Annotated in this window: 22 protein-coding genes; all 22 read right to left on the bottom strand. The window is 65.9% G+C overall.

Features of this window, described 5'->3' with window-relative positions; genetic code table 11:
• Positions 1-13 precede the first annotated feature (13 nt).
• The 22 genes from AC6RV7_RS02530 to flgB all read right to left on the bottom strand — a co-directional run bounded on the left by AC6RV7_RS02530 (position 14) and on the right by flgB (position 19,339).
• Positions 14-1,099 carry a flagellar biosynthesis protein FlhF gene (locus tag AC6RV7_RS02530; protein WP_500092327.1) on the bottom strand — a complete coding sequence of 362 codons (1,086 nt, stop codon included), beginning with the start codon at positions 1,097-1,099 and terminating at the stop codon, positions 14-16.
• A 100-nt stretch (positions 1,100-1,199) separates the two neighbouring features.
• Positions 1,200-3,389, bottom strand: a complete 2,190-nt coding sequence (gene flhA / locus AC6RV7_RS02535) for a flagellar biosynthesis protein FlhA (protein WP_500092328.1) — start codon at positions 3,387-3,389, stop codon at positions 1,200-1,202.
• A 3-nt stretch (positions 3,390-3,392) separates the two neighbouring features.
• Positions 3,393-4,496, bottom strand: a complete 1,104-nt coding sequence (locus tag AC6RV7_RS02540; RefSeq protein WP_500092329.1) for an EscU/YscU/HrcU family type III secretion system export apparatus switch protein — start codon at positions 4,494-4,496, stop codon at positions 3,393-3,395.
• A 176-nt stretch (positions 4,497-4,672) separates the two neighbouring features.
• On the bottom strand, positions 4,673-5,425 hold the full coding sequence (locus tag AC6RV7_RS02545; RefSeq protein WP_500092330.1) for a flagellar biosynthetic protein FliR: 753 nt from the start codon (positions 5,423-5,425) through the stop codon (positions 4,673-4,675).
• Between the two features lie 36 nt (positions 5,426-5,461).
• Positions 5,462-5,731: a flagellar biosynthetic protein FliQ gene (locus AC6RV7_RS02550; protein WP_500092331.1), complete on the bottom strand. Its 270-nt coding sequence runs from the start codon at positions 5,729-5,731 to the stop codon at positions 5,462-5,464.
• Between the two features lie 93 nt (positions 5,732-5,824).
• The gene (fliP, locus tag AC6RV7_RS02555) at positions 5,825-6,487 is read right to left on the bottom strand and encodes a flagellar type III secretion system pore protein FliP (RefSeq protein ID WP_500093005.1); all 663 of its coding nucleotides are present in this window, start codon (positions 6,485-6,487) and stop codon (positions 5,825-5,827) included.
• A gap of 239 nt (positions 6,488-6,726) precedes the next feature.
• On the bottom strand, positions 6,727-7,236 hold the full coding sequence (locus AC6RV7_RS02560; RefSeq protein ID WP_500092332.1) for a flagellar biosynthetic protein FliO: 510 nt from the start codon (positions 7,234-7,236) through the stop codon (positions 6,727-6,729).
• On the bottom strand, positions 7,233-7,484 hold the full coding sequence (gene fliN, locus AC6RV7_RS02565; RefSeq protein ID WP_500092333.1) for a flagellar motor switch protein FliN: 252 nt from the start codon (positions 7,482-7,484) through the stop codon (positions 7,233-7,235). Before fliN ends, AC6RV7_RS02560 begins: the two co-directional genes overlap by 4 nt.
• Positions 7,465-8,523 carry a flagellar motor switch protein FliM gene (locus tag AC6RV7_RS02570; RefSeq protein ID WP_500092334.1) on the bottom strand — a complete coding sequence of 353 codons (1,059 nt, stop codon included), beginning with the start codon at positions 8,521-8,523 and terminating at the stop codon, positions 7,465-7,467. The genes fliN and AC6RV7_RS02570 overlap by 20 nt, the downstream gene beginning before the upstream one ends.
• A 45-nt stretch (positions 8,524-8,568) precedes the next feature.
• A complete protein-coding gene (locus tag AC6RV7_RS02575; protein ID WP_500092335.1) occupies positions 8,569-9,159 on the bottom strand; it encodes a flagellar basal body-associated FliL family protein in 591 nt (196 codons plus the stop codon).
• Between the two features lie 10 nt (positions 9,160-9,169).
• Positions 9,170-9,970, bottom strand: a complete 801-nt coding sequence (locus AC6RV7_RS02580; protein ID WP_500092336.1) for a flagellar hook-basal body protein — start codon at positions 9,968-9,970, stop codon at positions 9,170-9,172.
• A 33-nt stretch (positions 9,971-10,003) separates the two neighbouring features.
• Positions 10,004-10,459: a flagellar hook capping FlgD N-terminal domain-containing protein gene (locus tag AC6RV7_RS02585; RefSeq protein WP_500092337.1), complete on the bottom strand. Its 456-nt coding sequence runs from the start codon at positions 10,457-10,459 to the stop codon at positions 10,004-10,006.
• Positions 10,460-10,465: 6 nt separating this feature from the next.
• Positions 10,466-12,139: a hypothetical protein gene (locus tag AC6RV7_RS02590; RefSeq protein WP_500092338.1), complete on the bottom strand. Its 1,674-nt coding sequence runs from the start codon at positions 12,137-12,139 to the stop codon at positions 10,466-10,468.
• Positions 12,140-12,203: 64 nt separating this feature from the next.
• The gene (locus AC6RV7_RS02595) at positions 12,204-12,824 is read right to left on the bottom strand and encodes a MotE family protein (RefSeq protein WP_500092339.1); all 621 of its coding nucleotides are present in this window, start codon (positions 12,822-12,824) and stop codon (positions 12,204-12,206) included.
• Positions 12,821-13,276, bottom strand: coding sequence for a flagellar export protein FliJ (locus tag AC6RV7_RS02600; RefSeq protein WP_500092340.1), 456 nt, complete (start codon positions 13,274-13,276; stop codon positions 12,821-12,823). Before AC6RV7_RS02600 ends, AC6RV7_RS02595 begins: the two co-directional genes overlap by 4 nt.
• Positions 13,273-14,592: a FliI/YscN family ATPase gene (locus AC6RV7_RS02605; RefSeq protein WP_500092341.1), complete on the bottom strand. Its 1,320-nt coding sequence runs from the start codon at positions 14,590-14,592 to the stop codon at positions 13,273-13,275. The genes AC6RV7_RS02600 and AC6RV7_RS02605 overlap by 4 nt, the downstream gene beginning before the upstream one ends.
• A 27-nt stretch (positions 14,593-14,619) precedes the next feature.
• Positions 14,620-15,201 carry a FliH/SctL family protein gene (locus tag AC6RV7_RS02610; protein ID WP_500092342.1) on the bottom strand — a complete coding sequence of 194 codons (582 nt, stop codon included), beginning with the start codon at positions 15,199-15,201 and terminating at the stop codon, positions 14,620-14,622.
• 46 nt (positions 15,202-15,247) lie between these two features.
• Positions 15,248-16,267, bottom strand: coding sequence for a flagellar motor switch protein FliG (gene fliG, locus AC6RV7_RS02615; RefSeq protein ID WP_500092343.1), 1,020 nt, complete (start codon positions 16,265-16,267; stop codon positions 15,248-15,250).
• A gap of 102 nt (positions 16,268-16,369) precedes the next feature.
• Positions 16,370-17,968, bottom strand: a complete 1,599-nt coding sequence (fliF, locus tag AC6RV7_RS02620) for a flagellar basal-body MS-ring/collar protein FliF (RefSeq protein ID WP_500092344.1) — start codon at positions 17,966-17,968, stop codon at positions 16,370-16,372.
• 61 nt (positions 17,969-18,029) lie between these two features.
• A complete protein-coding gene (gene fliE / locus AC6RV7_RS02625; RefSeq protein WP_500092345.1) occupies positions 18,030-18,362 on the bottom strand; it encodes a flagellar hook-basal body complex protein FliE in 333 nt (110 codons plus the stop codon).
• 115 nt (positions 18,363-18,477) lie between these two features.
• Complete coding sequence (gene flgC, locus AC6RV7_RS02630; protein WP_500092346.1) at positions 18,478-18,897, bottom strand: flagellar basal body rod protein FlgC; 420 nt, start codon at positions 18,895-18,897, stop codon at positions 18,478-18,480.
• 52 nt (positions 18,898-18,949) lie between these two features.
• The gene (flgB, locus tag AC6RV7_RS02635) at positions 18,950-19,339 is read right to left on the bottom strand and encodes a flagellar basal body rod protein FlgB (RefSeq protein WP_500092347.1); all 390 of its coding nucleotides are present in this window, start codon (positions 19,337-19,339) and stop codon (positions 18,950-18,952) included.
• Between the last annotated feature and the right edge of the window lie 127 nt (positions 19,340-19,466).

Raw genomic sequence — 19,466 nt, forward strand, 5'->3', positions numbered from 1 at the left:
CGGGCATGGCGGTTCAGTTCTCCGGCAGCGTGCGGCGGGCGATCGCGCCCGAGACGTCCTCCTCGCAATCGCCGGTGAGCGACGGCCCCGTCGCGAGAAACAGCGGCTCGATATCCTCGTCGAACAGGTAGTCCCAGAGTTTGCCCCACTGCGGCACTTCATCGAGGTGCGTGAAAACCAGGTGCGTCGCGCCGAGATCGCGGCCGGCCGCATACGCGTCGCGCAGCGAGGCGCGATCGTAGGCGGCGTTGAGCACGAGCACGCGTTCGTTGATCCGCTCGCGGTCCAGCCAGGTGGCGAGCGCGGCATTGTCCGTCGGGCGGCGCGGCGAAAGACTCGGCAGATCGAAATAAACGAAACCGCCCGGGACCGCCGGCTGCGTTTCGCAGGGGAAATGCGCGAGGGGCACGCCGAGCGCCTCGGCGAACACCGGCAACGGACCGAGCGGATTCGGCCGATCAAACTCGATCGTGACCACATGCCCCGCGCGCGCGCGGCGAAACACTTCCAGCGAAAGCCACTTGCAGAGCGCCGTCGTGCGACCGACACCGGGCGTGCCGACGAACGCGGCGCGCGAGAGCGGCGCGCGGGCCGGGCGGGCGCCGGCGCGTTCGCGCAGCAGACGCGAGGTTTCCGCCAGCGCGCGATGCAGCGGCAGCCGGTTGATCTCGCGCCAGTTCGCACCGGATTGCAGCCGGTTCAACGCCGTCTCCGTCAGGCCCGAGCGACGCAGCAGATCGGTGAGACCGATCGGGGTGTGGCGGATATTGAGACGCGTGCGGGCATCGTCCACCGGCGCGATCTCCGGCAGCGCGGGTTCGCCGGAAACTTCCTCGAGCGCGCCCGAGGTTTCGGCCGGAGCCGGCGTCGCCGCGGGCGCGTCGGTCATTTCCTCGGGTGAGCCCGGCATTTGCGCGATGACTTCCAGACGCGGCGAACCGAAGAAGCGGCGTATCCCGGTCGGCGATACGGAGCGCACGGACAACACGCGGGCGTCCTGCCCCATTTTCTCGCGGATGGCCGCGACCGCTTCCTCGGCGGTGCGCACCGTGAATTTGAAACAGGAACCCGGAGCGGGACGTGTCGGTTGCGCGGACATCGTTAGTAGCAGCAAGTAGCGGGTAGCGAGTAGCGAGCAGCCCGAGCACGCACCTCATGCTCGCTACTCGCTACTCGATGCTCGCTATTTGAACGCGTTTTCATGCGGCGGCTTTCAACGGAGCCTCGGCGCGGGCGAGATGCGCGGGCACGGCGACGATCCCCGCGTTCTCGATTTCGGTGGCGGGCGGCAGTTCCTGGAACGCCAACACCGTCAGGCGCGGGAACGACGATTCGAAGAAGCGCTTCAGCGGCAGCCGCACTTCCGTCGACACCACCAGCACGGCCGGGTGGCCCTGCGCGGTGAGGTCGTTGGTGCGGCGGCTGAGTTCGTCGAGCACGTGACGCGTGGTCGATGGATCGAGCGCGAGACCGACGTCCGTCGCGGAACGCTGCACCTTCGAGCCGAGCCATTGTTCGAGCCGCGGATCGAGCGTGACCGCGCGGACGACGCCCGGACGCGTTTCGAATTCGGGCACGAAATACAAACCGAGCCGGCGCCGGATGAGCTCGCTGAGATCGTCGGGATTCTTCGAGAGCGACGCGAAATCGCCGATGCCCTCGAGGATGAGCGGCAGGTTCACGATCGCGATGTTCTCGCGCAGCAGATTTTGGAGAACGCGCTGGATGATGCCGAGCGTGACGAGGTCCGGCAGCAGTTCGGCAACGAGCGCCGGCTGCGTCTGCTTGATGTGATCGATGAGCGACTGGACTTCCTGCCGGCCGAGCAGGTGGTGCGCGTTGGACTTCAGCGTTTCCGACAGGTGCGTGATCAGCACGGAGGCCGGATCGACGACCGTGTAGCCGTTGAGCTCGGCGGTCTTCTTCTCCGTCTCGTCGATCCACGTCGCCTCGAGATTGAAAACCGGCTCGCGCGTGGGCACGCCGCGGAGGCGGACCTTGCTGGCGGAAACGTTCATCGCGAGCGAGCGGCCCGGGTGCAGCTGGCCGCGCGCGAGCGGCTTGCCTCGGAGGAGGAAACGGTAGTCGTTGGCCTCGAGTTCGAGGTTGTCGCGGACCGAAATCGGCGGGACCACGATGCCCTTCTCGCGGGCGAGGGTCTTGCGCACACCAGTGACGCGCGCGAGCAGGTCGCCGCCCGTTTTTGCATTGGCAAGATTCAACAGGCCGTAGCCGATCTCGATCGCGAACACATCCACGTCGATGAGCTTGCGCACGTCCTCGCTCGGGCCGGACGCGGCCGGCGCCGCGGCGCCATTCGCGTCGGCGGCGGGCGCAGCGCTTTTGCCGCTGGCGGCGGTTTTCGCTTTCTCGGCGGCCGCGGCTTCGGCGCCGAGCGCATGGCCGGTCTTGTCCTCCTGCTCCTTGAGCACCTTGCCGAGAAACGCCGCGATGCCGGCAAGCATGAAGAACGGCAGCATCGGCATGCCCGGCATGATCCCGAAGCACGCGAGCATCCCGGACGCGATCTTGAGCGCGCGCGGATAACGGAAGAGCTGGCCGGCGAGCTGCACGCCCATGTTGGCGTTTTCCGACGCGCGCGTGACCAACAAGCCGGCGCCGACGGACAGGATCAGCGCGGGGATCTGAGACACGAGACCGTCACCGATCGAGAGCAGCGTGAACTTCTGCAGCGACTCGCCGAGCGACAGCCCCATCTGCAGCACGCCGATCGCGAAACCGCCGATGACGTTGACGAGCGTGATGATGATGCCGGCGACGGCGTCGCCGCGGACGAACTTCGAGGCACCGTCCATCGCGCCGTAGAAATCGGCCTCTTTCTGCACCTTCAGGCGGCGTGCGGTGGCGGTAACCTCGTCGATGATGCCGGCGTTGAGCTCGGCATCGATGGCCATCTGTTTGCCGGGCAGCGCATCGAGGGTGAAGCGCGCACTCACCTCGGCGATGCGGCCGGCGCCCTTCGTGATGACGACGAAGTTGATGACCACGAGGATCAGGAACACGACGGCACCGACGATGTAGTTGCCCTGGATGACGAAGTGGCCGAAGGCGTCGATCACCTGGCCGGCGTAGCCGTTGACCAGCACCTGGCGCGTCGAGCTGATGTTGAGCGCCAGCCGGAACAGCGTGAGCGCGAGCAGCAGCGTCGGGAAACTCGAGAACTCCGGCGGATCCTTGATGTAGATGATCGCGAGCAGCACCAGCAGCGACAGCCCGATGTTCATCGCCAGGAACATGTCCAGGAGGACCGTCGGGATCGGCATGATCAGCAGGAGGACCGTGATGAACAGTCCGCCGGTGAAAATGAGATCCGCGCGCTTCATCAGCGCGGTGAACGGAGTCGAGGCGGTGGCGGTGGACGCGGCCATGGCTTACGCGATCTGCTCGAGCCGGCGCGCCTTGAGCCGGTGGAAATAGTATCGATGCGTCCGATACACGACGGCGAGGATGCTCGCGACCGCCTGGTAAAGCTCCGCGGGAATCGGATCGCCGACCTTGCCGAGCGCGAAGAGCGTGCGGGCGACGGGCTTGTTCTCGACCATCGGCACGCCATGCTCCGCCGCGAGCGCCTTGATACGCTGCGCGAAACGATTCTCACCCTTCGCGAGAATCACCGGCGCCTGGTCCTTGCCGCGCTCGTATTTCAGCGCGACGGCGTAGTGGGTCGGATTCGTGACGACGACGTCGGCCGTCGGCACCGCATTGAGCATCTGGCGCTGGATCAGCCGGCGCGCCATGCGGCGCATTGCGGACTTCGCCTGCTGATTGCCCTCCTGGTTCTTGTGCTCATCCTTGACCTCCTGCTTCGTCATCATCAGCTGCCGGGAGGTCTTGAATTTCTCGTAGGTGTAGGCGATGGCGGTGACGATCCCGAGCGCGAAGATCAGGCGCGAAAGAAAGATCAGCGTCGCGTTCTGCAGGAAGTGTCCCAAATACGCGGCCTCGACCGGCGCGCTGAAAAGCGGATCGAGCATCAACCCGCGCACGCCGAGATAAAGCGCGCCACCGATCGCGCCAAACTTCAACAGGTCGACGCCCCCCTTCACGAAGGCGGACTTGTTGAAGATCCGGCCGAAGCCGGCGATCGGGTCGAGCCGCTCCGGCTTGAAGCCGATCGCGTTGGGCGACATCCGGAAACCGCTTTGAACTCCGCCGGCGATCAGCGCGGCGCCGACGCACGCACAGAGCATCGGTGTGATCGCCTGCCCGCACACCAGCATCGCCTCGGACAGCTGCACGTTCACCGTGTCGCGCGCCACCGGGATCGACGCGAAGTCGGTGAACATCGTCACCGCATAATCGGCGATGTCGCGCGACGCCGTCTTCGCCGTGAAACCCAACACACCCAACACCCCCGCCAGCAAGAACAGCACCGTCAGCTCCGGAGAGCGCGCGAACTGACCACGATCCTGCGCCTCGTTGAGCCGCTTCTCGGTCGGTTGTTCGGTTTTTTGGTCCTGGTCGGTCTCGGCCATGCGCGCACGCTGTTTAGCAATGCGAATGCCAAGGGGTCGCAACGCATCTTTAGCTACTTACCATCAGCGTTTTAAACTTTTATCTGCCCGACCCAAACACTCCCGGACGCGCCGTCGGAACTTCGTGAATTTTCCCCGGCAAAATTTGCCGCTCCGGCCGGATCGGCGCGGCGGATTCACGAACCGATCACCAGCTCCAGCATCCGCAGCGGCGTATCACTGAATTCCTGATACAGATAGCTCGCGATCAGACCGCCCGCAGTCGCAAGCAGTCCGAGGCCTGCGATCGATTTCACGGAGAAACTGATGATGAACGGATTCAATTTCGGCACGACCCGTCCGAGGGCGGAAAACGACAACACCACGAGAAAGTTCATCGCGATGAACGGTGCCGACAACCGCAGGCCCAGTTCGATCAGATGGGCCGTCGCTGCGATCATCGACTCGCCGGCGTCCGGAGCGAGCTGGGGCCGGCCGGCGACCACGATCGAAAAGCTCTTCGCCAAGGCCGACAGCATCATCAGGTGACCGCCGAAAAGAAAGAACAGCACGATGGCAAACGTCGACAACAGCGCCGCCATCGGCTCCGACGAAGGCTCGGGGATACCCATGCCCGGCGACGCCGTCAGGCCCACTTCGGTGGTGATGATGCGCCCCGCCATCTCGGCGGCCGCAAACGCGAGCCGGCCAACGAAACCGAGCGCCAATCCGACGAGCGTCTCGCCGCCCACCGCCACGACCAAATCCCCCAATGTCACCGGCACCACCGCCGCCGGGACGATGCCCACCAGCAGCGTGGCGATGCACATGCCCATGCCGACCTTCGCCATCATCGGAATCGGCCGGCCCGCGACGAGCGGCAGCTGCGAGATGACGCCCAGCGTTCGCAGGAGCACCATCAGCCAGGTGACGAGAAACTCGAGGGACATGAAGACGCACCGCCGCCCGCTGATTCTCCCGTTCCCTTAATGTCCGAGCGTGCCGATCCGCGAAATCATCGTGATGGCGAACTCGGACAAGGTCCGCAGGAGCCAGGGCGTGAGCAGAATCACGAGCCCGGACAGCGCGATCAGCTTGGGCACGAACGTGAGCGTCTGCTCCTGCAGGCTGGTGACGGATTGCAGCAGGCTCATCGTCAGGCCGATGACCAGCGTGGTGAGCAGGAACGGCCCGACCGTATACAGCGAGAACATCACCGTGGTCTTGAAGATATCGATCGCGAGTTCCGGATTCATGCGAGTAAAGCCAAGGGCCAACAGCTGAGAGCCGAGGGCATGAGAGGTGCGGGTGAAGAAGACATGTTTGGGGCTCTGGGCTCTGGGCTGTCTCTACGCGACGAAGCTCTGCACGAGCGACTTCACAACCAGGTGCCAGCCGTCCACCAACACGAACAGTAGCAGCTTCAGCGGCAGCGCGACCGTCACCGGCGGCATCATCATCATGCCAAGCGCCATCAGCACGGACGACACGAGGAAGTCGATGACGAGGAACGGCAGGAACAGCAGGAAGCCCATTTGAAACGCCGTCTGCAGTTCGCTGATCACAAACGCCGGAATCACCACGCGCATCGGCAGGTCCTTCACCGCCGTCGGCCCGTAGCCGCCGAGCTGGAGAAAATATTCCAGGTCGCGCGTCCGCGTTTGCTTCAGCATGAATTCCTTCAACGGCACCGTCGCGCGCTCGAGCGCCTGGTTGGCCGTGATCTGTTTGGCGAAATACGGCGTGAGCGCCTCCGTGTGAATCCGGTCCACGACGGGCCCCATGATGAAGAACGTCAGGAACAGCGAGAGTCCGATCACGATCTGGTTCGAAGGCGCCGACGGCGTGCCGAGCGCGGTGCGCACGAAACCAAGCACGATCACCAGGCGCGTAAACGTCGTCATCAGCAGCACGATCGAGGGCGCCACCGAGAGCAGCGTCATCACGAGCACGATCTGCACCGCGACACTCACCTGCCCTTCCTGCCCCGTCCCTTCGAGACCGATGTTCAGCCGAAACGGATCCGCGTTGACCGTCTGCGAAGCGGCCGCATTCGAGGCCGCGGGCGCGTTGCCCGCAGCGGGCGCCGCCGCCGGACTTTCGGGCACGATCACATTGTTCGGCGAGTTGGCCTGCGCCAGCGCCGCCGCGGCGCCCACGCCGCACACGGCCCAGCATACGAGCACGGCCAGCAACAACGGCCGCGGGTGCCATCGGCCCGCGACGCGGCGGAGCAACGAGAAGCCAGCGCTCATTCGCGCGTGCGCTCCAGCCCGGCCGCCGCCGGTTCATCCAGCGGCGACAGCAGGTCGATCCGCCCCGGACAGACGCCGAGGAGGAATTTGCGATTCTGATACGAGGCCACCACGAGATACTGCCGGTTACCGAGCGAGCGCGTTTCCTCGACGGCGAGATGACGCCCGGCGCGACCGAGCGAGGCGGAGCGATTCGCCCGCCCGCGCCACAACATCCAGCCGCTGGCGCCACCGAGCAGCAGCACGGCGACGAATGTCAGCGAACCCGACACGGGCTTCACGCCGCTCGCCGGAGCGTCAGCCGTTTTCGCGTTGGGCACGATCACCTCGTCGGCATGCGTCGGGGCCGCGAAAATCGGCGCGACACACCCCAGCAGCGCGAGGACAACCAGCGCACAAATGAGCCGCGACGGATAGCGGCGCCGCAGCACCACACCAACCGGGGCGAGATTCTCGGCGAGCGGACGCAAGCGCCCGTCCGGGCGCGTGGACAGTCCCAGGTTCACGACTTGGCGCTCCCGACGAGCTCAGTGATCTTGATGCCGAAGTTGTCTTCGACGACGACCACTTCGCCATAGGCGACGAGCTGGTCGTTGACGAAAAGTCCGACCGGATCGCTGGCGTGCTGCGTCAGCTGCACCACGGAGCCGGGTGCGAGCTCGAGCACCTCGCGCATGGGCAGCTGGATCGAGCCGAGCTGCACGGTGACCTTCACCTTTACGTCGAGGACGAGATCAAGGGTTTTTTCTTCCATCGGGTTTGAGCGGACCAGGCTCCGCGGCGGGCAGTTTGCGGGTGAGTTGCACGGCGACGCGGTCGGCATCGAGGCCGACCGTGCCGACAAATTTTGCGGCGCCGTTGAGCAGCACGCGCGTTTCGTGAAAAATGGAGGCGGGCAGTTCGAGGACGTCGCCGACGCGCAGGCTCACGACCTCGCGCATGCTGACTTCGAGCGCGGACCACTCGGCGCGCACCGGCACCGTGATGCGCTCGTAGGTGGCGCGCCATTCGGCTTTCTTTTCGGAGGACGAGACTGCGGTGTCCTTCTGGCGGCGCGCCTGCATCTTTTTCACCAGCGGCTCGATCGTGTAATACGGCACGCCGATCTGCAGCTGCTCCGAGCAGTCGCCGAAATTCGCCTCGAGCGTGAGGATCAGCACGATCGCGTCCTTCGGCGAAGTCTGGAGGAAGCGGCCGTTGTTCTCATGGCCGATGATGATCGGGTGCAGCTCCTGCTCGGCCTTCCACTGACCGCACCATTCCTCGAGGACGACGTTGATCACGTCCTCGAGCAGCGCGATTTCAATTTCGGTAAGATAGCGTTCCGCTTTGACCGAATGACCACGGCCGCCCAGGAGGCGGTCGGCGATCGTGAGCGCGAGGCGCGGGTTGACGTCGAGGATGCCGACGCCGACGAGAGGATCGACCTTGAACAGGCATAGGTGCGTGGGGTTGGGCAGCGAGTCGGTGAACTTCGCGTAGGTCGCGGTGGTGAGCTTTGCCATCTTCAGCCCGAACTCCATGCGCAGATAAAGCGACAGCCGGGCGGACAGATAGCGGATGAAATCCTCGTGCAGCAGCCGCAGCCGCCGCAGCTCGATTTCGGAAAGAAAGACCGGGTTGCGGAAATCGTAAGCCTCGACCTTCGTCGTCGTCGACGCGCCGCCACGCGTGCCATCGGGCCGGATGAGAAACTGTTTCGGCGGCGCGGCCGCGACCTCCTGCGCCAGCAGCTTGTCGATCTCGGACTGGTCGAGCGTCGAGCCGCCGCCGTTGTTGGGATCGTCAGCCATGGGTCGGAGATCGGAGATGGGAGATCGGAGTTCGGGCAGCAGGAATCACTGCACCACGAAATCCGAGAAATAGACCTGCTCGGCGACCTTGCGGCCGAGGGCCTGGTTGTAGGCGGCGACGAGTTTTTCGCGCAGGACGTTCTTGGCGCCAGGCTCCTCGAGATCCGCGAGCGAGAGCGAGGAGAGGACATTCAGCGTCACGTCCGTCAGGCGCGGCTTGTTCGTCTCGAACACCGACTTGATGTTCGGCTCGGCGCCGGTGACGAGGAAGCTGGTCTTCAGGTAGCGCGTGCCCATGGTGCCCGCGAGGTTGACCACGACGTTTTGAAATTCGTAGGTCGCGGCATCCTTGCCGTCCTTTTCGCCGTGGCCGCCTTCCGTCTGCGCTTCCGCGGACGCCGCCTCCCCGGCCGGAGTTGCCAGCAGTTTTTTCTGTAGTTGCGGAATCAGGACAAACTGCCCCACCGCCCACGTGCAGACGGGGGCGAGCACGATCACGGCGATCGTGGGCAGCCAGGCCTTCAACCCGCCGCTTTCGGAACGAGCGGGCGCGGCCGTCTTGTCGACGGACATCGGCGGCGTGGTGCCGGCGGACGCGGCACCCGCCGGCGCGGGAGAAGGGGCGGCTTTGGCCATGCGCGGAGGATCAGTTGCGCTTGAGGTTGACGACGTCTTCGAGGACGGAGTCGGAAACGGTCACCAGCCGGGAGCCGGCCTGGAAACTGCGCTGCGTGGTGATCAGGTTCGAGAACTGATCGGTCAGATCGACGTTGGAGAGTTCGAGCACGCCGGATTTCACGGTGCCGAGTCCGCCGGCGCCGGGCGCCGTGAGATCCCCGATCACCGCGCCGGTGCTGGCGAAGTCATAGAGATTGTTGCCCTGCTTCATCAGCTTGCTCTCCTCCGGAATCTTGAGGAGGCCCACCTTTTGGGAGCTGTCGGTCGGCGTGCCGTCCGTGTAGAAGACGCTCACGGTGCCATCGCTGCCGATGCTGACGGAGGAGGCGTTGGCGTAGTTCGCGGCGGCGATCGGCGCGCCCGTGCTACTCAGGACGTTGTAGCCCTGCTCGTTGATCAGGTTGCCGCTGCTGTCGAAGGTGAATGCGCCACTGCGGGTCGCGTAATTGAGCGTGCCGTTCTGCACCACGAAGTAGCCGGCGCCGGAGATGCCGAGGTCCGTCGGCACCCCCGTGCTGGAAAGCTGCCCCTGCGTGAAATTGGTCGAGATGCTGGAGAGCTGCACGCCCGTGCCGATCTGCACCGCGGAGTCGCCGGCCGAGGTCGTGGCGCTGCGGAGCGTGTTGCTGAACGAGTCCGAAAAGTTCGCGTTCGAGCTCTTGAACGCGGTCGTATTCACATTGGCGATATTGTTGCCGATGACTTCGAGGCCTTTGCTGAACGTGCGCAACGCGCTGACGCCGGAGGTGAGAGTGCCGATGAGTGCCATGGTGCTAGCTGGATTGCAGGTTGAGGTTGGCGGTTAGGAATTGTTCGGAGCGGGGTTGGTCGGAACCGGCTCCACCAGGAGCACGGACGAAATCGGATACGTGTAATCGCCCACGATCAGCCGCGGGCTGCCGCTGGTCAGGTCGATGCCCGTGACCTCGCCGGTGACGAGCTGGTCCTCGCCGGCATCGAGCGTCACCTGGCGGCCGAGGTAGCTGTTGGCCGTGGCGATGTCCTGGTTGGACCGCAGCTGCGTCATCTGCTGCACGAGCGTGCTGGATTGATCGAGCGCGCTGAACTGCGCCATCTGCGCGATGAACGCCGTGTCCTCCATCGGCTTCATCGGATCCTGCGATTGAAACTGCACCGCGAGCAGCCGCAGGAAATCCTCCTGCCCCAGCGTGGTCTTCTTCTGTTTCGCCGCGGTCGCCGATTCGGGTTCGGCCGCGCCGGCCGCCGAGTAGGAGGAAGTGACAGACGAGATGCTCATGGGAAATCAGGCAAAGGTGTGCAACCGGCCGGGCAGGCTCGCGGCCACCGGTCGTGGTGAAACGGATACGTGCGTGGTCGCCGCGGCCGCGGGGGGCCGGGCGGCGCCGCGCGCGGACGCAAACTCCTCGAATGTCCGCTGACCCTCGCGCGCGCCGGCGCCGCGCTGCTCCGAGCCGCTGGCGTCGGAACCGGTGGATGCACCGTGGCCGTTGGAAGTGAACACCGGCTCGGCGAGCCGCAGCGGCCGCTCGGTCGGCTGCGCCGCCGTGAAACTCTGCCACTCCTGCGCGAGCGCCGCGCGCAGCTCGGGCGAATCCGTGCGAAACGTCGTGTGCACGCCGCCGGAACGCAGCTCCACCCGCACACCGAGATCCACGCCCGAAACCGAAAACTGCAGCGTGACCGCCCGCTTCTCGCCGGTCGCAAACTGCTCCGCCGCCGCCACCGCCGACTCCACCGAACGGCGCACGACGTGCGCGACATCCGCCGAGAACAGGGTCCGTTCCTCTCCCGCTGACACCGTCGGCGCGGCGACCACCGGGGCCACCGCTTCCGCCCCGCGCTCCGGCAGCGCCGGAGCAAGTGCAGGAGAAGCGGCAAAGTTTTTCATGGCGCCGTCAGGTTTAGCAACGTTGATGCCAAGGCCCGGATCGCTCGTATCAACTGATTGCTTAATCGATACTTGCGATTTTTTTTCGCCGGCGTAAGCGGGTTCGTTTCCGTTGTCCTGCGCGCGCTGATACTGAGCGGCAATTTTTGCCAGCCCCGTCACCGGGCGCTCGGTTTGCGCCGACGTCGCCCCCCCCGACTCCGCAAAACGCGCACCCACCGGCAGCGCGGCCTCGCGCGGCTCGCGGCCTTCGACCAGGCGCATCCCTTCGTCCGAAAATTCTGTCACCGGCCGCTCCCCTTCGCTCGCCGGTTGAGCGGATGACACGGGATTGTTCGCAGACGCGCTCGTCGCGACGGCGGCCGGAGCGCGACGCGCAGCGTCCGTCCCAGCACTCGCGACGGTAACGCGAGCGGCATCGGCCGGCGCGATCTCCGGCCGTGCGCTCATCGACGTCGAATCGGATGTCGGAGTGCCTGGCGAAAACCGCCCGTTCACACTCGCGGTGTCCGGTTGGTCGGCGACCGGCGTTGAGAGGTCAGCGTCCGTCGAGGGCAGCGCGAGGCTCCCCGCCGTTTCGGGAAGAAAGGAAACATGATCGGTCGCTTGAGTGGGCGATGACGCGCGCCCGGAACCGGCTCCAGCGGAGCCCGGTGCGGATTGCGCCGCGGATCCCGTGAGCGTCGGCAGGCCCGCCGCCGCGGCGACGATCGCGTCCGCACTCGACGCGGCCTCGGACGAAGCGACGTCGCCGGCCACTCCCGCGCCGGGAACAGCCGGCACGGTCGCGGCATCCGCCGGCATCCATTCCGCGGCCGTCGGCGGAACCGTTTGCACCGGCCCGCCGTTGGCCGCCAGCCACGCGGCCATTGCCGCCTCCTGCTCAGCGGCAGCGGGAAGTTGCGAGTGCCGCCCGCCGGGAGTGCCGGCGGCGGCGGTCTGCGTATCCGAGAGGATTGCGCTGAACGGACCGACGACTGCCTCGCCGGACGGAGCGGCAGTCACGGTGGCGGGCGCGCCGGCGGCGAGCACAGGATCGAGCGGAAGCGTGGGTGCGGAGAGTTGCATATGAGGCTCACCCTCCGTGGTGCCAGCAACCGGGCCGATCCGTGGCCCGGTGGTAGTTAAATTTTCAGGACGCAGCGGCCGCCTGGGCGGCTTTCATCAATCGAAGCTTCTCGGAGAGGATCGCGGCGCGCCGGGCGAGCGGGGAACCGTCGCCAGCGGACGCCTTGCTCATCTCCTCGAAAATGGGCCCGACGACATCGGGCTTCATCAGGAACAAAATTTTCACGACGGTGATATCGTCCATCTCGCGGATGATCGCGACGGCCGCGCGGGGCGTGAGATTGGAATACGTCTGCGCGAGGTTGCGGATGTTCTTCGCCTCGTCCTCGCGGATCGAAATCACCTTGTCGGCGATTTCCTTGCGGAGGCTCTCGATCTCGCCGCGCATGTTGGCGAGTTCCCGCCGTTCGGCGGCTAGCCGGCTCTCGCGCTGCTCCAGCAACTCGGCCTGCTGCGCCAGCCGCGCCCGCTCCTCCTTCAGCTCGTTCGACAGGTTCTCGATCTCGATCGTCCAGAAATCCCAGCCCTTCTCCTTCTTGGTGACGGCCGCGGCGGCCTTCGCGCGCGCTTCGAGGATCTGCGCGACCAGCGGCTGGGCCGCCTGCCAGAACGCATGCAACCCGACGCCGAGCGACAGCAGGAGGCCGAACGCGGCAGTGACGAATGGATTGCGGAGCACGGTCATAGGCTGAGCGAAAGCGGGCGGGCCCGGCGGCGGCTGGCGAGGTCGTCCATCTCCGCCGCTTCCTCGCGGTCGCACTCCTGGCGGTAGGCGGTGCGGGCTTTCTGTTCCAGGCGATTGACGACTTCGACCTTGCGATGCGCCTCGAGGTATTCGTTGCGACGCTGCTGCATCTGCTCGCGCGCGGCGAATGTCGCGCGCTCGGCCTGCACTTCACCGGCGCACTCGCGGCGGTAGTCGGCCAGGAGCAACGCAGCCTCGGCGGCGCGAAACGTATCGGACCGGCCGGAAAAGAGCGCTGCCTCCAGCGCGCGCAGCCGCACGCGGACGCGCGCGAGAGTCTCCTCGGCCTCGGCAAACTGGTGCACGGCGGCGGCAAAGGCCTCGCGGGCCCGGGTTTCCTGGTGAGCCCGCAACACGGCCACCGGTCGAAGCGGAAAACGGAAACGTTTCATGCGAGGATCTGTTTGAGATTGAGAAAGCTCTGCGCCCGCGGCGTGTGCTCGTGCACGGACTGGCGCAGGAAATTGCGCAGCGGCTCGTGAAGCCCGATCGCGCGGTCGAGCGCCGCGTTGCCGCCCTTCTGGTAGGCGCCGATCGAGACGAGGTCCTCATTTTTTCGATACAGCGCGAGCTGCTCGCGCGCCTTGCCCGCGAGCGCGACTTCGTCGGGCGTGCAGATGTCACGGGTGAGCCGGCTCACGCTCTCCAGCACGTCGATCGCCGGGTAGTGATTGAAATGCGCCAGCTGCCGGGACAGCACGATGTGGCCGTCGAGAATACCGCGGACCGCATCCGCCACCGGCTCGTTCATGTCGTCGCCTTCCACCAGCACCGTGTAGAGCGCGGTGATCGCCCCCTGCTCGCCCGCGCCCGCGCGCTCGAGCAGACGCGGCAGCATCGCGAACACCGACGGCGTGTAGCCGCGCGTCGCCGGCGGTTCGCCGATCGCGAGGCCGATCTCGCGCTGCGCCATCGCGAAGCGCGTCACCGAGTCCATCATCAGCAGCACGTTCTTGCCAGCGTCGCGCCAGGCTTCGGCGATCGCCGTCGCCGTGAACGCCGCCCGCAGCCGCAACGGCGCGGGCGTATCGGACGTCGCGACGACCACGACGGAGCGCTTCATGCCTTCCGGGCCCAAATCCTTCTCGATGAACTCGCGCACTTCGCGACCGCGCTCGCCCACGAGTGCCACGACGACGACATCCGCTTCGGAGCCGCGGGCGATCATGCCCATCAGCGTCGATTTGCCGACGCCGGAACCGGCGAACAAGCCGAGCCGCTGGCCGCGGCCGAACGGGGTGAACGTATCCAAGGCACGGACACCGGTCTGAAACGCGTCGCGGATGCGCTGGCGACGCAGCGGGTGCGGCGGCTGACTCGTCTGGCCGACGTTGCGGTCGACCGGCATCAGCCCGAGGCCGTCGAACGGCCGGCCGAGTGCGTCGAGGACGCGACCGAGCATTTCCGGGCCGGGACGCGGCAGCGCCGGGCGATCCGATGCCGCAACCTCGCAACCGACGTGCAGGCCCGACGCCTCGCCGAGGGGCATGAGCAGCACGCGATGTTCGCGAAACCCGACCACCTCGGCGCGGACGCTGAACTCGGAACGCGGCGAGCGCACGATGCAAAGTTCGCCGAGGCCCACGTTCGGGCCGTCGGACTCGATGATCAGTCCGGCGACACCCGTGACCGCGCCGACGCGCTGCACCGGCGGCAGGTGGCGGACCTGCGAGCGGAGCGTTTCGACGAGCGGAGCGACGGCGTTCATGGGGACAGTTAAGCGGAGCGACAGGGGTCAGGCCGGCGTGAGACTGTGCGCGAGCGCGTTGAGCTTGGTTTCGCGGCGGGCATCCGTGAGGCCGAACCGGCTGCGCACCTGGCAATCGCCAGGCTGCAGCGTCGCCTCGACGCGGATACGCAACCCGGGATAACGGGTCATCCAGACGGGATTCATCTTCGCGAGGAAATCGGCGTCGCGGGCGCTGACGGCGAGCTCGAGGTTTTCGCGTTCGGGAAACAACTCGGCGAGCGCTTCCTCGCACAACCGCGACACGACCTCCGCCGGCGGCTCGTAGCCCGCGAGCAGCCGGCGCGCGATCTCCAGCGCGAGTCCCGGCAGCGCGTCGCGCAGCTGTCCGAGCAGGACGGCGTCGATGCCCGACAGCTTCTGCAGCACGCCTTCGGTCACTTGTTCGACGTCGGCGCGGAGCTCGACCATCTGCTGGTCGGCCGCGGCGCGAGCGTGGTCGACGCCGCGCTGGTAGGCGGCCTGCGTGGCCTTCGTGACCTCGGCTTCCGTGAACAACCGGTTCGTCACGCCGGGAGCGGAAACTCCGGCGAGCGGGCGGTCGAAGGCGACGAGTTTGGCGAAGGCCATGGGAGATTTGAGATCTGAAATTTCAGATTTGAGATTTACAGAGCGATCAGGCGACGAGGCTTTGGTTGGCGTCGGCTTCGAGCGTGATCTGGCCTTCCTCTTCGAGGCGCCGGACGACCTGGATGATCGTGTCCTGCGCGGCCTCGACGTCCTTGAGGCGGACGGGCCCGAGCAGCTCGATCTCCTCGCGGAGGCTCTCGGCGGCGCGCTTGGAGATCGCGGCGTAGAATTTTTCGCGCAGCGACTCGCTCGCGGATTTCATCGAGATCGCGAGGCTCGAAGAATCCACTTCGCGCAGCACGCGCTGCAAGTCCGCCGGTTGCAGGCGGCCGAGGTCTTCGAAGCTGAAGAGCTTCTTGCGAATCGCGGCGCCGAGTTGGGCGTTCCGCTCCTCGAGGCGAGCGAGCAGGTTCTTGCTCATGTCCTTCTCGAGCTGGTTGAGCAGGTCCGCGACCGCGCGCACGCCGCCGCTGCGATGGAAGGCGGGGCGCACCTTGCTGTCGAAATGCTTGCCGAGGCTGCGGGCGATCTTGCCCACGAGTTCGAGCGAGGTGGACTCGATGGTGCCGAGCCGCTCGATGACCTCCTCGCGCAGATCCGGTCCCAACAATCCGAATACCTCCGCGGCCTTCGGGCCGTCGAGATACGAGAGCACGAACGAAATCGTCTGCGGCTGCTCGTGCTTGATCAGGTTGAAGATCTGGCGGCCTTCCATCTCGGAGATTTCCTTGATCACCTCGACGGACGTGCCGACCGGGCCGACGCGACCGATGATCGCCGACGCCTTGTAGTCGCCCTTGGCGATCTCGAGCGTGCGTTGCGCGTAGGCGAGGCCGCCGAGCGCGGCGTTCGCGCTCTGCGCCACCACCCCGGCAAATTCTTCCACCGCCTGCTTCTGGACGCCCTCCGGGATGATGCTGAGATTCGACATCTCGCGGCAGAGCACCTCGATCTCCGCCTCGCCAAACTGCTTGAGCACGCTCGCCGCCGCCTCGGGTCCGATGACCACGAGGAAGACCGCGAGCTTCTGCTGGCGGCTGAGCTTGGAGAAATCGAGGTCGGGCATGGACGGAAGGTTGAGAGATGAGAGTTGAGAGATGAGAGTCGGTCAGGGCGGCGAAGCGCGGTGGGAAGCTCTCAACTCTCAACCTTCAACTATAAACTCGGTTTAGTTCTTGCTGCCGGCGGAGACCCAGTCGCGGAGGGCGACGCCGATGTTGGCGGGTTTCTGGCGGATCAGCTCGTTGAGCAGATCCGGCGTGACGGTGTTGGACGGCAACGCGCGCGCGGCGGCGTCGGGCGTCATCGACAGCACTTCGACCGGCACCGGCTCGGGTTTCTGGCGGCGCAGCATGCGAAGGAAAATCAGCAGGACGAATCCCGCGCCGACCACGCCGGCCCAGCGGCTGCCGGCCTCGATCCAACCCTGCCAGCGGTTCTCCGTTTCGATCGCCGCGATGGCCGCCGGCACGTGCTCGGCCGTCTGGAACGGAATTTCCTGGAGCGAAACGATGGAGTCGAGCGACTGGCCGGCGGGCACCTTCAAACCGAGCGCGTTGACGACGATCTGGCGAAGGGCGTTGAGCTCTTCCGGCGTGCGCTTCGGCGCTTCCCCGGCGGGCTGCGCGACGCCCTGCGCATCGACGGTCACGGGCGCCGGCCGCGGCGCGACAAAAACCGCGGCGGTGAGATTCTTCACCGTGCCCGGATTGCGGGTCACGTTCTGCGTCGTGCGATTGATTTCGTAAGTGGTGGTGCGGTTTTTGCGGTTTTGCTCGCTGTTCGAAACCGGGCGCGCGCTCTCGGTGCCGGGATTCTTCTCGGGCACGTTGGCGCTCACGCCGACGACGCCGCCGGACGAGCGCGACTCGGCGGTGGACGACGTATCCTCCGTGACGGTCTGCGAACGCACGACCTGGCCCTCCGGATCGAACCGCTCGGCGGTCATCGTCGTCGCCTCGGTGTCGATTTCGGCGGAGACGCGCACGACGGCGTTGCCCGGACCGATGACGGCGGCGAGCATCGATTCGACCTTCTTGGCAAAGTAGTCCTCGACCTGCTGGCGGTATCGAATTTGTGAGGACGCGGTGCCGAGCGTCGGATCCTGTTTCAATTCCTCGGACAGCGTGCGGCCGCGGTTGTCGATCACGGCGACCTGGTCGGGGCCGAGGCCCTGGACGGCGTTGGCGACGAGATGGCGGATGGCGTTGACCTGATCGAGATCGAGCCGGCCGCCGCCGACGTCGACGAAAACGGACGCGGTGGATTTCACGCCCTGATCGGTGAGCAGCAGCCGGTTCTCCGGTTGCACGATCATCACGCGTGCGGCGCGGACGCCCTGCAGCTGCATGATCGTGCGCGCGAGTTCGCCCTGCACGGCGCGAAGGTAGTTCGTGCGTTGCACGAAATCGGAGAGGCCGAACTGTCCCTTGTCGAAGATTTCGAAACCGACGCCGTCGCCGCTCGGCAGGCCTTTCGCGGCGAGGTCCATGCGCAGTTTGTAAACCTTGTCCGACGGCACCTGCACGGCGGTGCCGCCGGCGGTCACGACGTGCGGGATGTTCTGCGTCTGCAGCTGCCCGATGATCGCGGCGGCGTCCTTTTCACTGAGGCGCGCGTAGAGCAGCTGGTAGTCCGGACGCTGCGACCAAATCGCGACGCCGATCATGCCGCCCACGACGGCGAGGGCGGCGACGACGAGCGAGACGCGTTGGTTGAGTCCGAGTTGCTTCCAGAGATCGAGCAGCGACTGGGCAAATTTTTTCATCGGGCGGAGAAGCGGCGGGAGAGAAGAAGAAGGTTCGCGAGGTCAGGGATGGAGCGTGGCGTCACACCTGCATGCGCATGAGCTCCTGGTAGGATTCCACGACCTTGTTGCGGACCTCGACCATGAGGGAAAACGCGACCGACGCCTCCTGCATCGCGAGCACGCTTTGGTGCAGCTGGTCGGACTCGCCGAGCAGGACCTTGCGAGTCATCGCCTGGGCGACCTCCTGCTTCGCGGTGACGGTGCCGACGAGACCGTCGAGCATCGAGCCGAAGCCATCGTGCGGCGCGGCGGGCAGCGGACCCGACGGCGTGAGCGGCGATTTCGGCAGCGGCGCGTCGACGCGCGAGAGCGCGTTGGCGTGAACGGGAGAGACGATGCCGATGGGGGACATGGCGGTGGTTGAGAGTTGAGGGATGAGAGTTGAGAGAAAAACAAAGCGGCGGAGTGCGAGAGTTCGGCGAAGGAAGCTCTCAACTCTCAGCTCTCAGCTCTCAACTGGGCCGATTTCATTTTCCAATCTGAAGCGTCTTCAGCGCCATCTGGCGGGCGTTCTTGGCGACGGAGAGGTTGGCCTCGTAGGCGCGGGTGGCGGTGATGAGGTCGACCATCTCGTAGGAGAGGTTGACGTTGGGCATGGTGACGAGGCCGTCGGCGCCGGCGTCGGGATGCTGCGGATTGTAAACCTGCTGGCCGGGCGTGCGGTCGGTCGAGAGCGTGGCCACCTTCACGCTCTGCAACGCGGGCCCGGTCGCACCGGAGCGGCGGATGAGCTCGGTTTCGAAGGAGATGACCTGACGCTGATAAGGCCCGCCGTTGGCCGTGCGGGTGGTCTGCGCGTTGGCGATATTTTGCGCGACGATGTCGAGGCGGGTCTTCTGCGCATTCAGCGCGCCGCCGATGATGTCGATGCCGGAAATGAGATTCATCAGCCTGGGGCGAAGTGAAGGTGAAGGTTGAAAGAGGAAGACGATGCGCCGCTCAGCCGACGGCGCGGCCCGTGATCGCCAGCTTCAGCTGTTTCAGATTGCCCGAGAGGACCTCGGTGAGGAATTCGTGCTGCACGGCGTTTTCGTTCATCGCGAGGAGCTCGCGCTCGATCTCGACCGTGTTGCCATCGGGACGCAGCGCACGCGCGGTGCCGTCCTCGGCCAGTTGCGGACGGAGCCGATCGGACGCGGCCGCGAGACCACCAGCCTTGATCTCGTTTCTCAGCTGCTGCGCAAAATCGGGAGCGACGTCGAGGCGGTGGTAACCGGGGGTTTCGACATTCGCGATGTTGGAGGCGATCGCCTCCTCGCGGAGCACCGTTGCGTCGAGGAGCTTCCGAGCGAGGAGGTAATTGTCGGCGCTGAAGACCGGATCGATCATTGCGCGCACGCTTAAGCAGAGCAGGTGCCAGCGCTGTGGATACACGCGCAAGTCGCTAGTTTGTATTCAAATAGAATTTACTCACCTCATGGACGGGTCCTCGCCGCCGCGGAGAGCGGAACGTCAC

It is taken from the genome of Opitutus sp. sgz309028 (assembly GCF_059821195.1).

Excerpts from the sequence above, each read along its gene's own strand:
- AC6RV7_RS02530 (WP_500092327.1), bottom strand. The coding sequence starts at position 1,099 with ATGTCCGCGCAACCGACACGTCCCGCTCCGGGTTCCTGTTTCAAATTC.
- flhA (WP_500092328.1), bottom strand. The coding sequence starts at position 3,389 with ATGGCCGCGTCCACCGCCACCGCCTCGACTCCGTTCACCGCGCTGATG.
- AC6RV7_RS02540 (WP_500092329.1), bottom strand. The coding sequence starts at position 4,496 with ATGGCCGAGACCGACCAGGACCAAAAAACCGAACAACCGACCGAGAAG.
- AC6RV7_RS02545 (WP_500092330.1), bottom strand. The coding sequence starts at position 5,425 with ATGTCCCTCGAGTTTCTCGTCACCTGGCTGATGGTGCTCCTGCGAACG.
- AC6RV7_RS02550 (WP_500092331.1), bottom strand. The coding sequence starts at position 5,731 with ATGAATCCGGAACTCGCGATCGATATCTTCAAGACCACGGTGATGTTC.
- fliN (WP_500092333.1), bottom strand. The coding sequence starts at position 7,484 with ATGGAAGAAAAAACCCTTGATCTCGTCCTCGACGTAAAGGTGAAGGTC.
- AC6RV7_RS02570 (WP_500092334.1), bottom strand. The coding sequence starts at position 8,523 with ATGGCTGACGATCCCAACAACGGCGGCGGCTCGACGCTCGACCAGTCC.
- AC6RV7_RS02575 (WP_500092335.1), bottom strand. The coding sequence starts at position 9,159 with ATGGCCAAAGCCGCCCCTTCTCCCGCGCCGGCGGGTGCCGCGTCCGCC.
- AC6RV7_RS02580 (WP_500092336.1), bottom strand. The coding sequence starts at position 9,970 with ATGGCACTCATCGGCACTCTCACCTCCGGCGTCAGCGCGTTGCGCACG.
- AC6RV7_RS02585 (WP_500092337.1), bottom strand. The coding sequence starts at position 10,459 with ATGAGCATCTCGTCTGTCACTTCCTCCTACTCGGCGGCCGGCGCGGCC.
- AC6RV7_RS02590 (WP_500092338.1), bottom strand. The coding sequence starts at position 12,139 with ATGCAACTCTCCGCACCCACGCTTCCGCTCGATCCTGTGCTCGCCGCC.
- AC6RV7_RS02595 (WP_500092339.1), bottom strand. The coding sequence starts at position 12,824 with ATGACCGTGCTCCGCAATCCATTCGTCACTGCCGCGTTCGGCCTCCTG.
- AC6RV7_RS02600 (WP_500092340.1), bottom strand. The coding sequence starts at position 13,276 with ATGAAACGTTTCCGTTTTCCGCTTCGACCGGTGGCCGTGTTGCGGGCT.
- AC6RV7_RS02605 (WP_500092341.1), bottom strand. The coding sequence starts at position 14,592 with ATGAACGCCGTCGCTCCGCTCGTCGAAACGCTCCGCTCGCAGGTCCGC.
- AC6RV7_RS02610 (WP_500092342.1), bottom strand. The coding sequence starts at position 15,201 with ATGGCCTTCGCCAAACTCGTCGCCTTCGACCGCCCGCTCGCCGGAGTT.
- fliG (WP_500092343.1), bottom strand. The coding sequence starts at position 16,267 with ATGCCCGACCTCGATTTCTCCAAGCTCAGCCGCCAGCAGAAGCTCGCG.
- fliF (WP_500092344.1), bottom strand. The coding sequence starts at position 17,968 with ATGAAAAAATTTGCCCAGTCGCTGCTCGATCTCTGGAAGCAACTCGGA.
- fliE (WP_500092345.1), bottom strand. The coding sequence starts at position 18,362 with ATGTCCCCCATCGGCATCGTCTCTCCCGTTCACGCCAACGCGCTCTCG.
- flgC (WP_500092346.1), bottom strand. The coding sequence starts at position 18,897 with ATGAATCTCATTTCCGGCATCGACATCATCGGCGGCGCGCTGAATGCG.
- flgB (WP_500092347.1), bottom strand. The coding sequence starts at position 19,339 with ATGATCGATCCGGTCTTCAGCGCCGACAATTACCTCCTCGCTCGGAAG.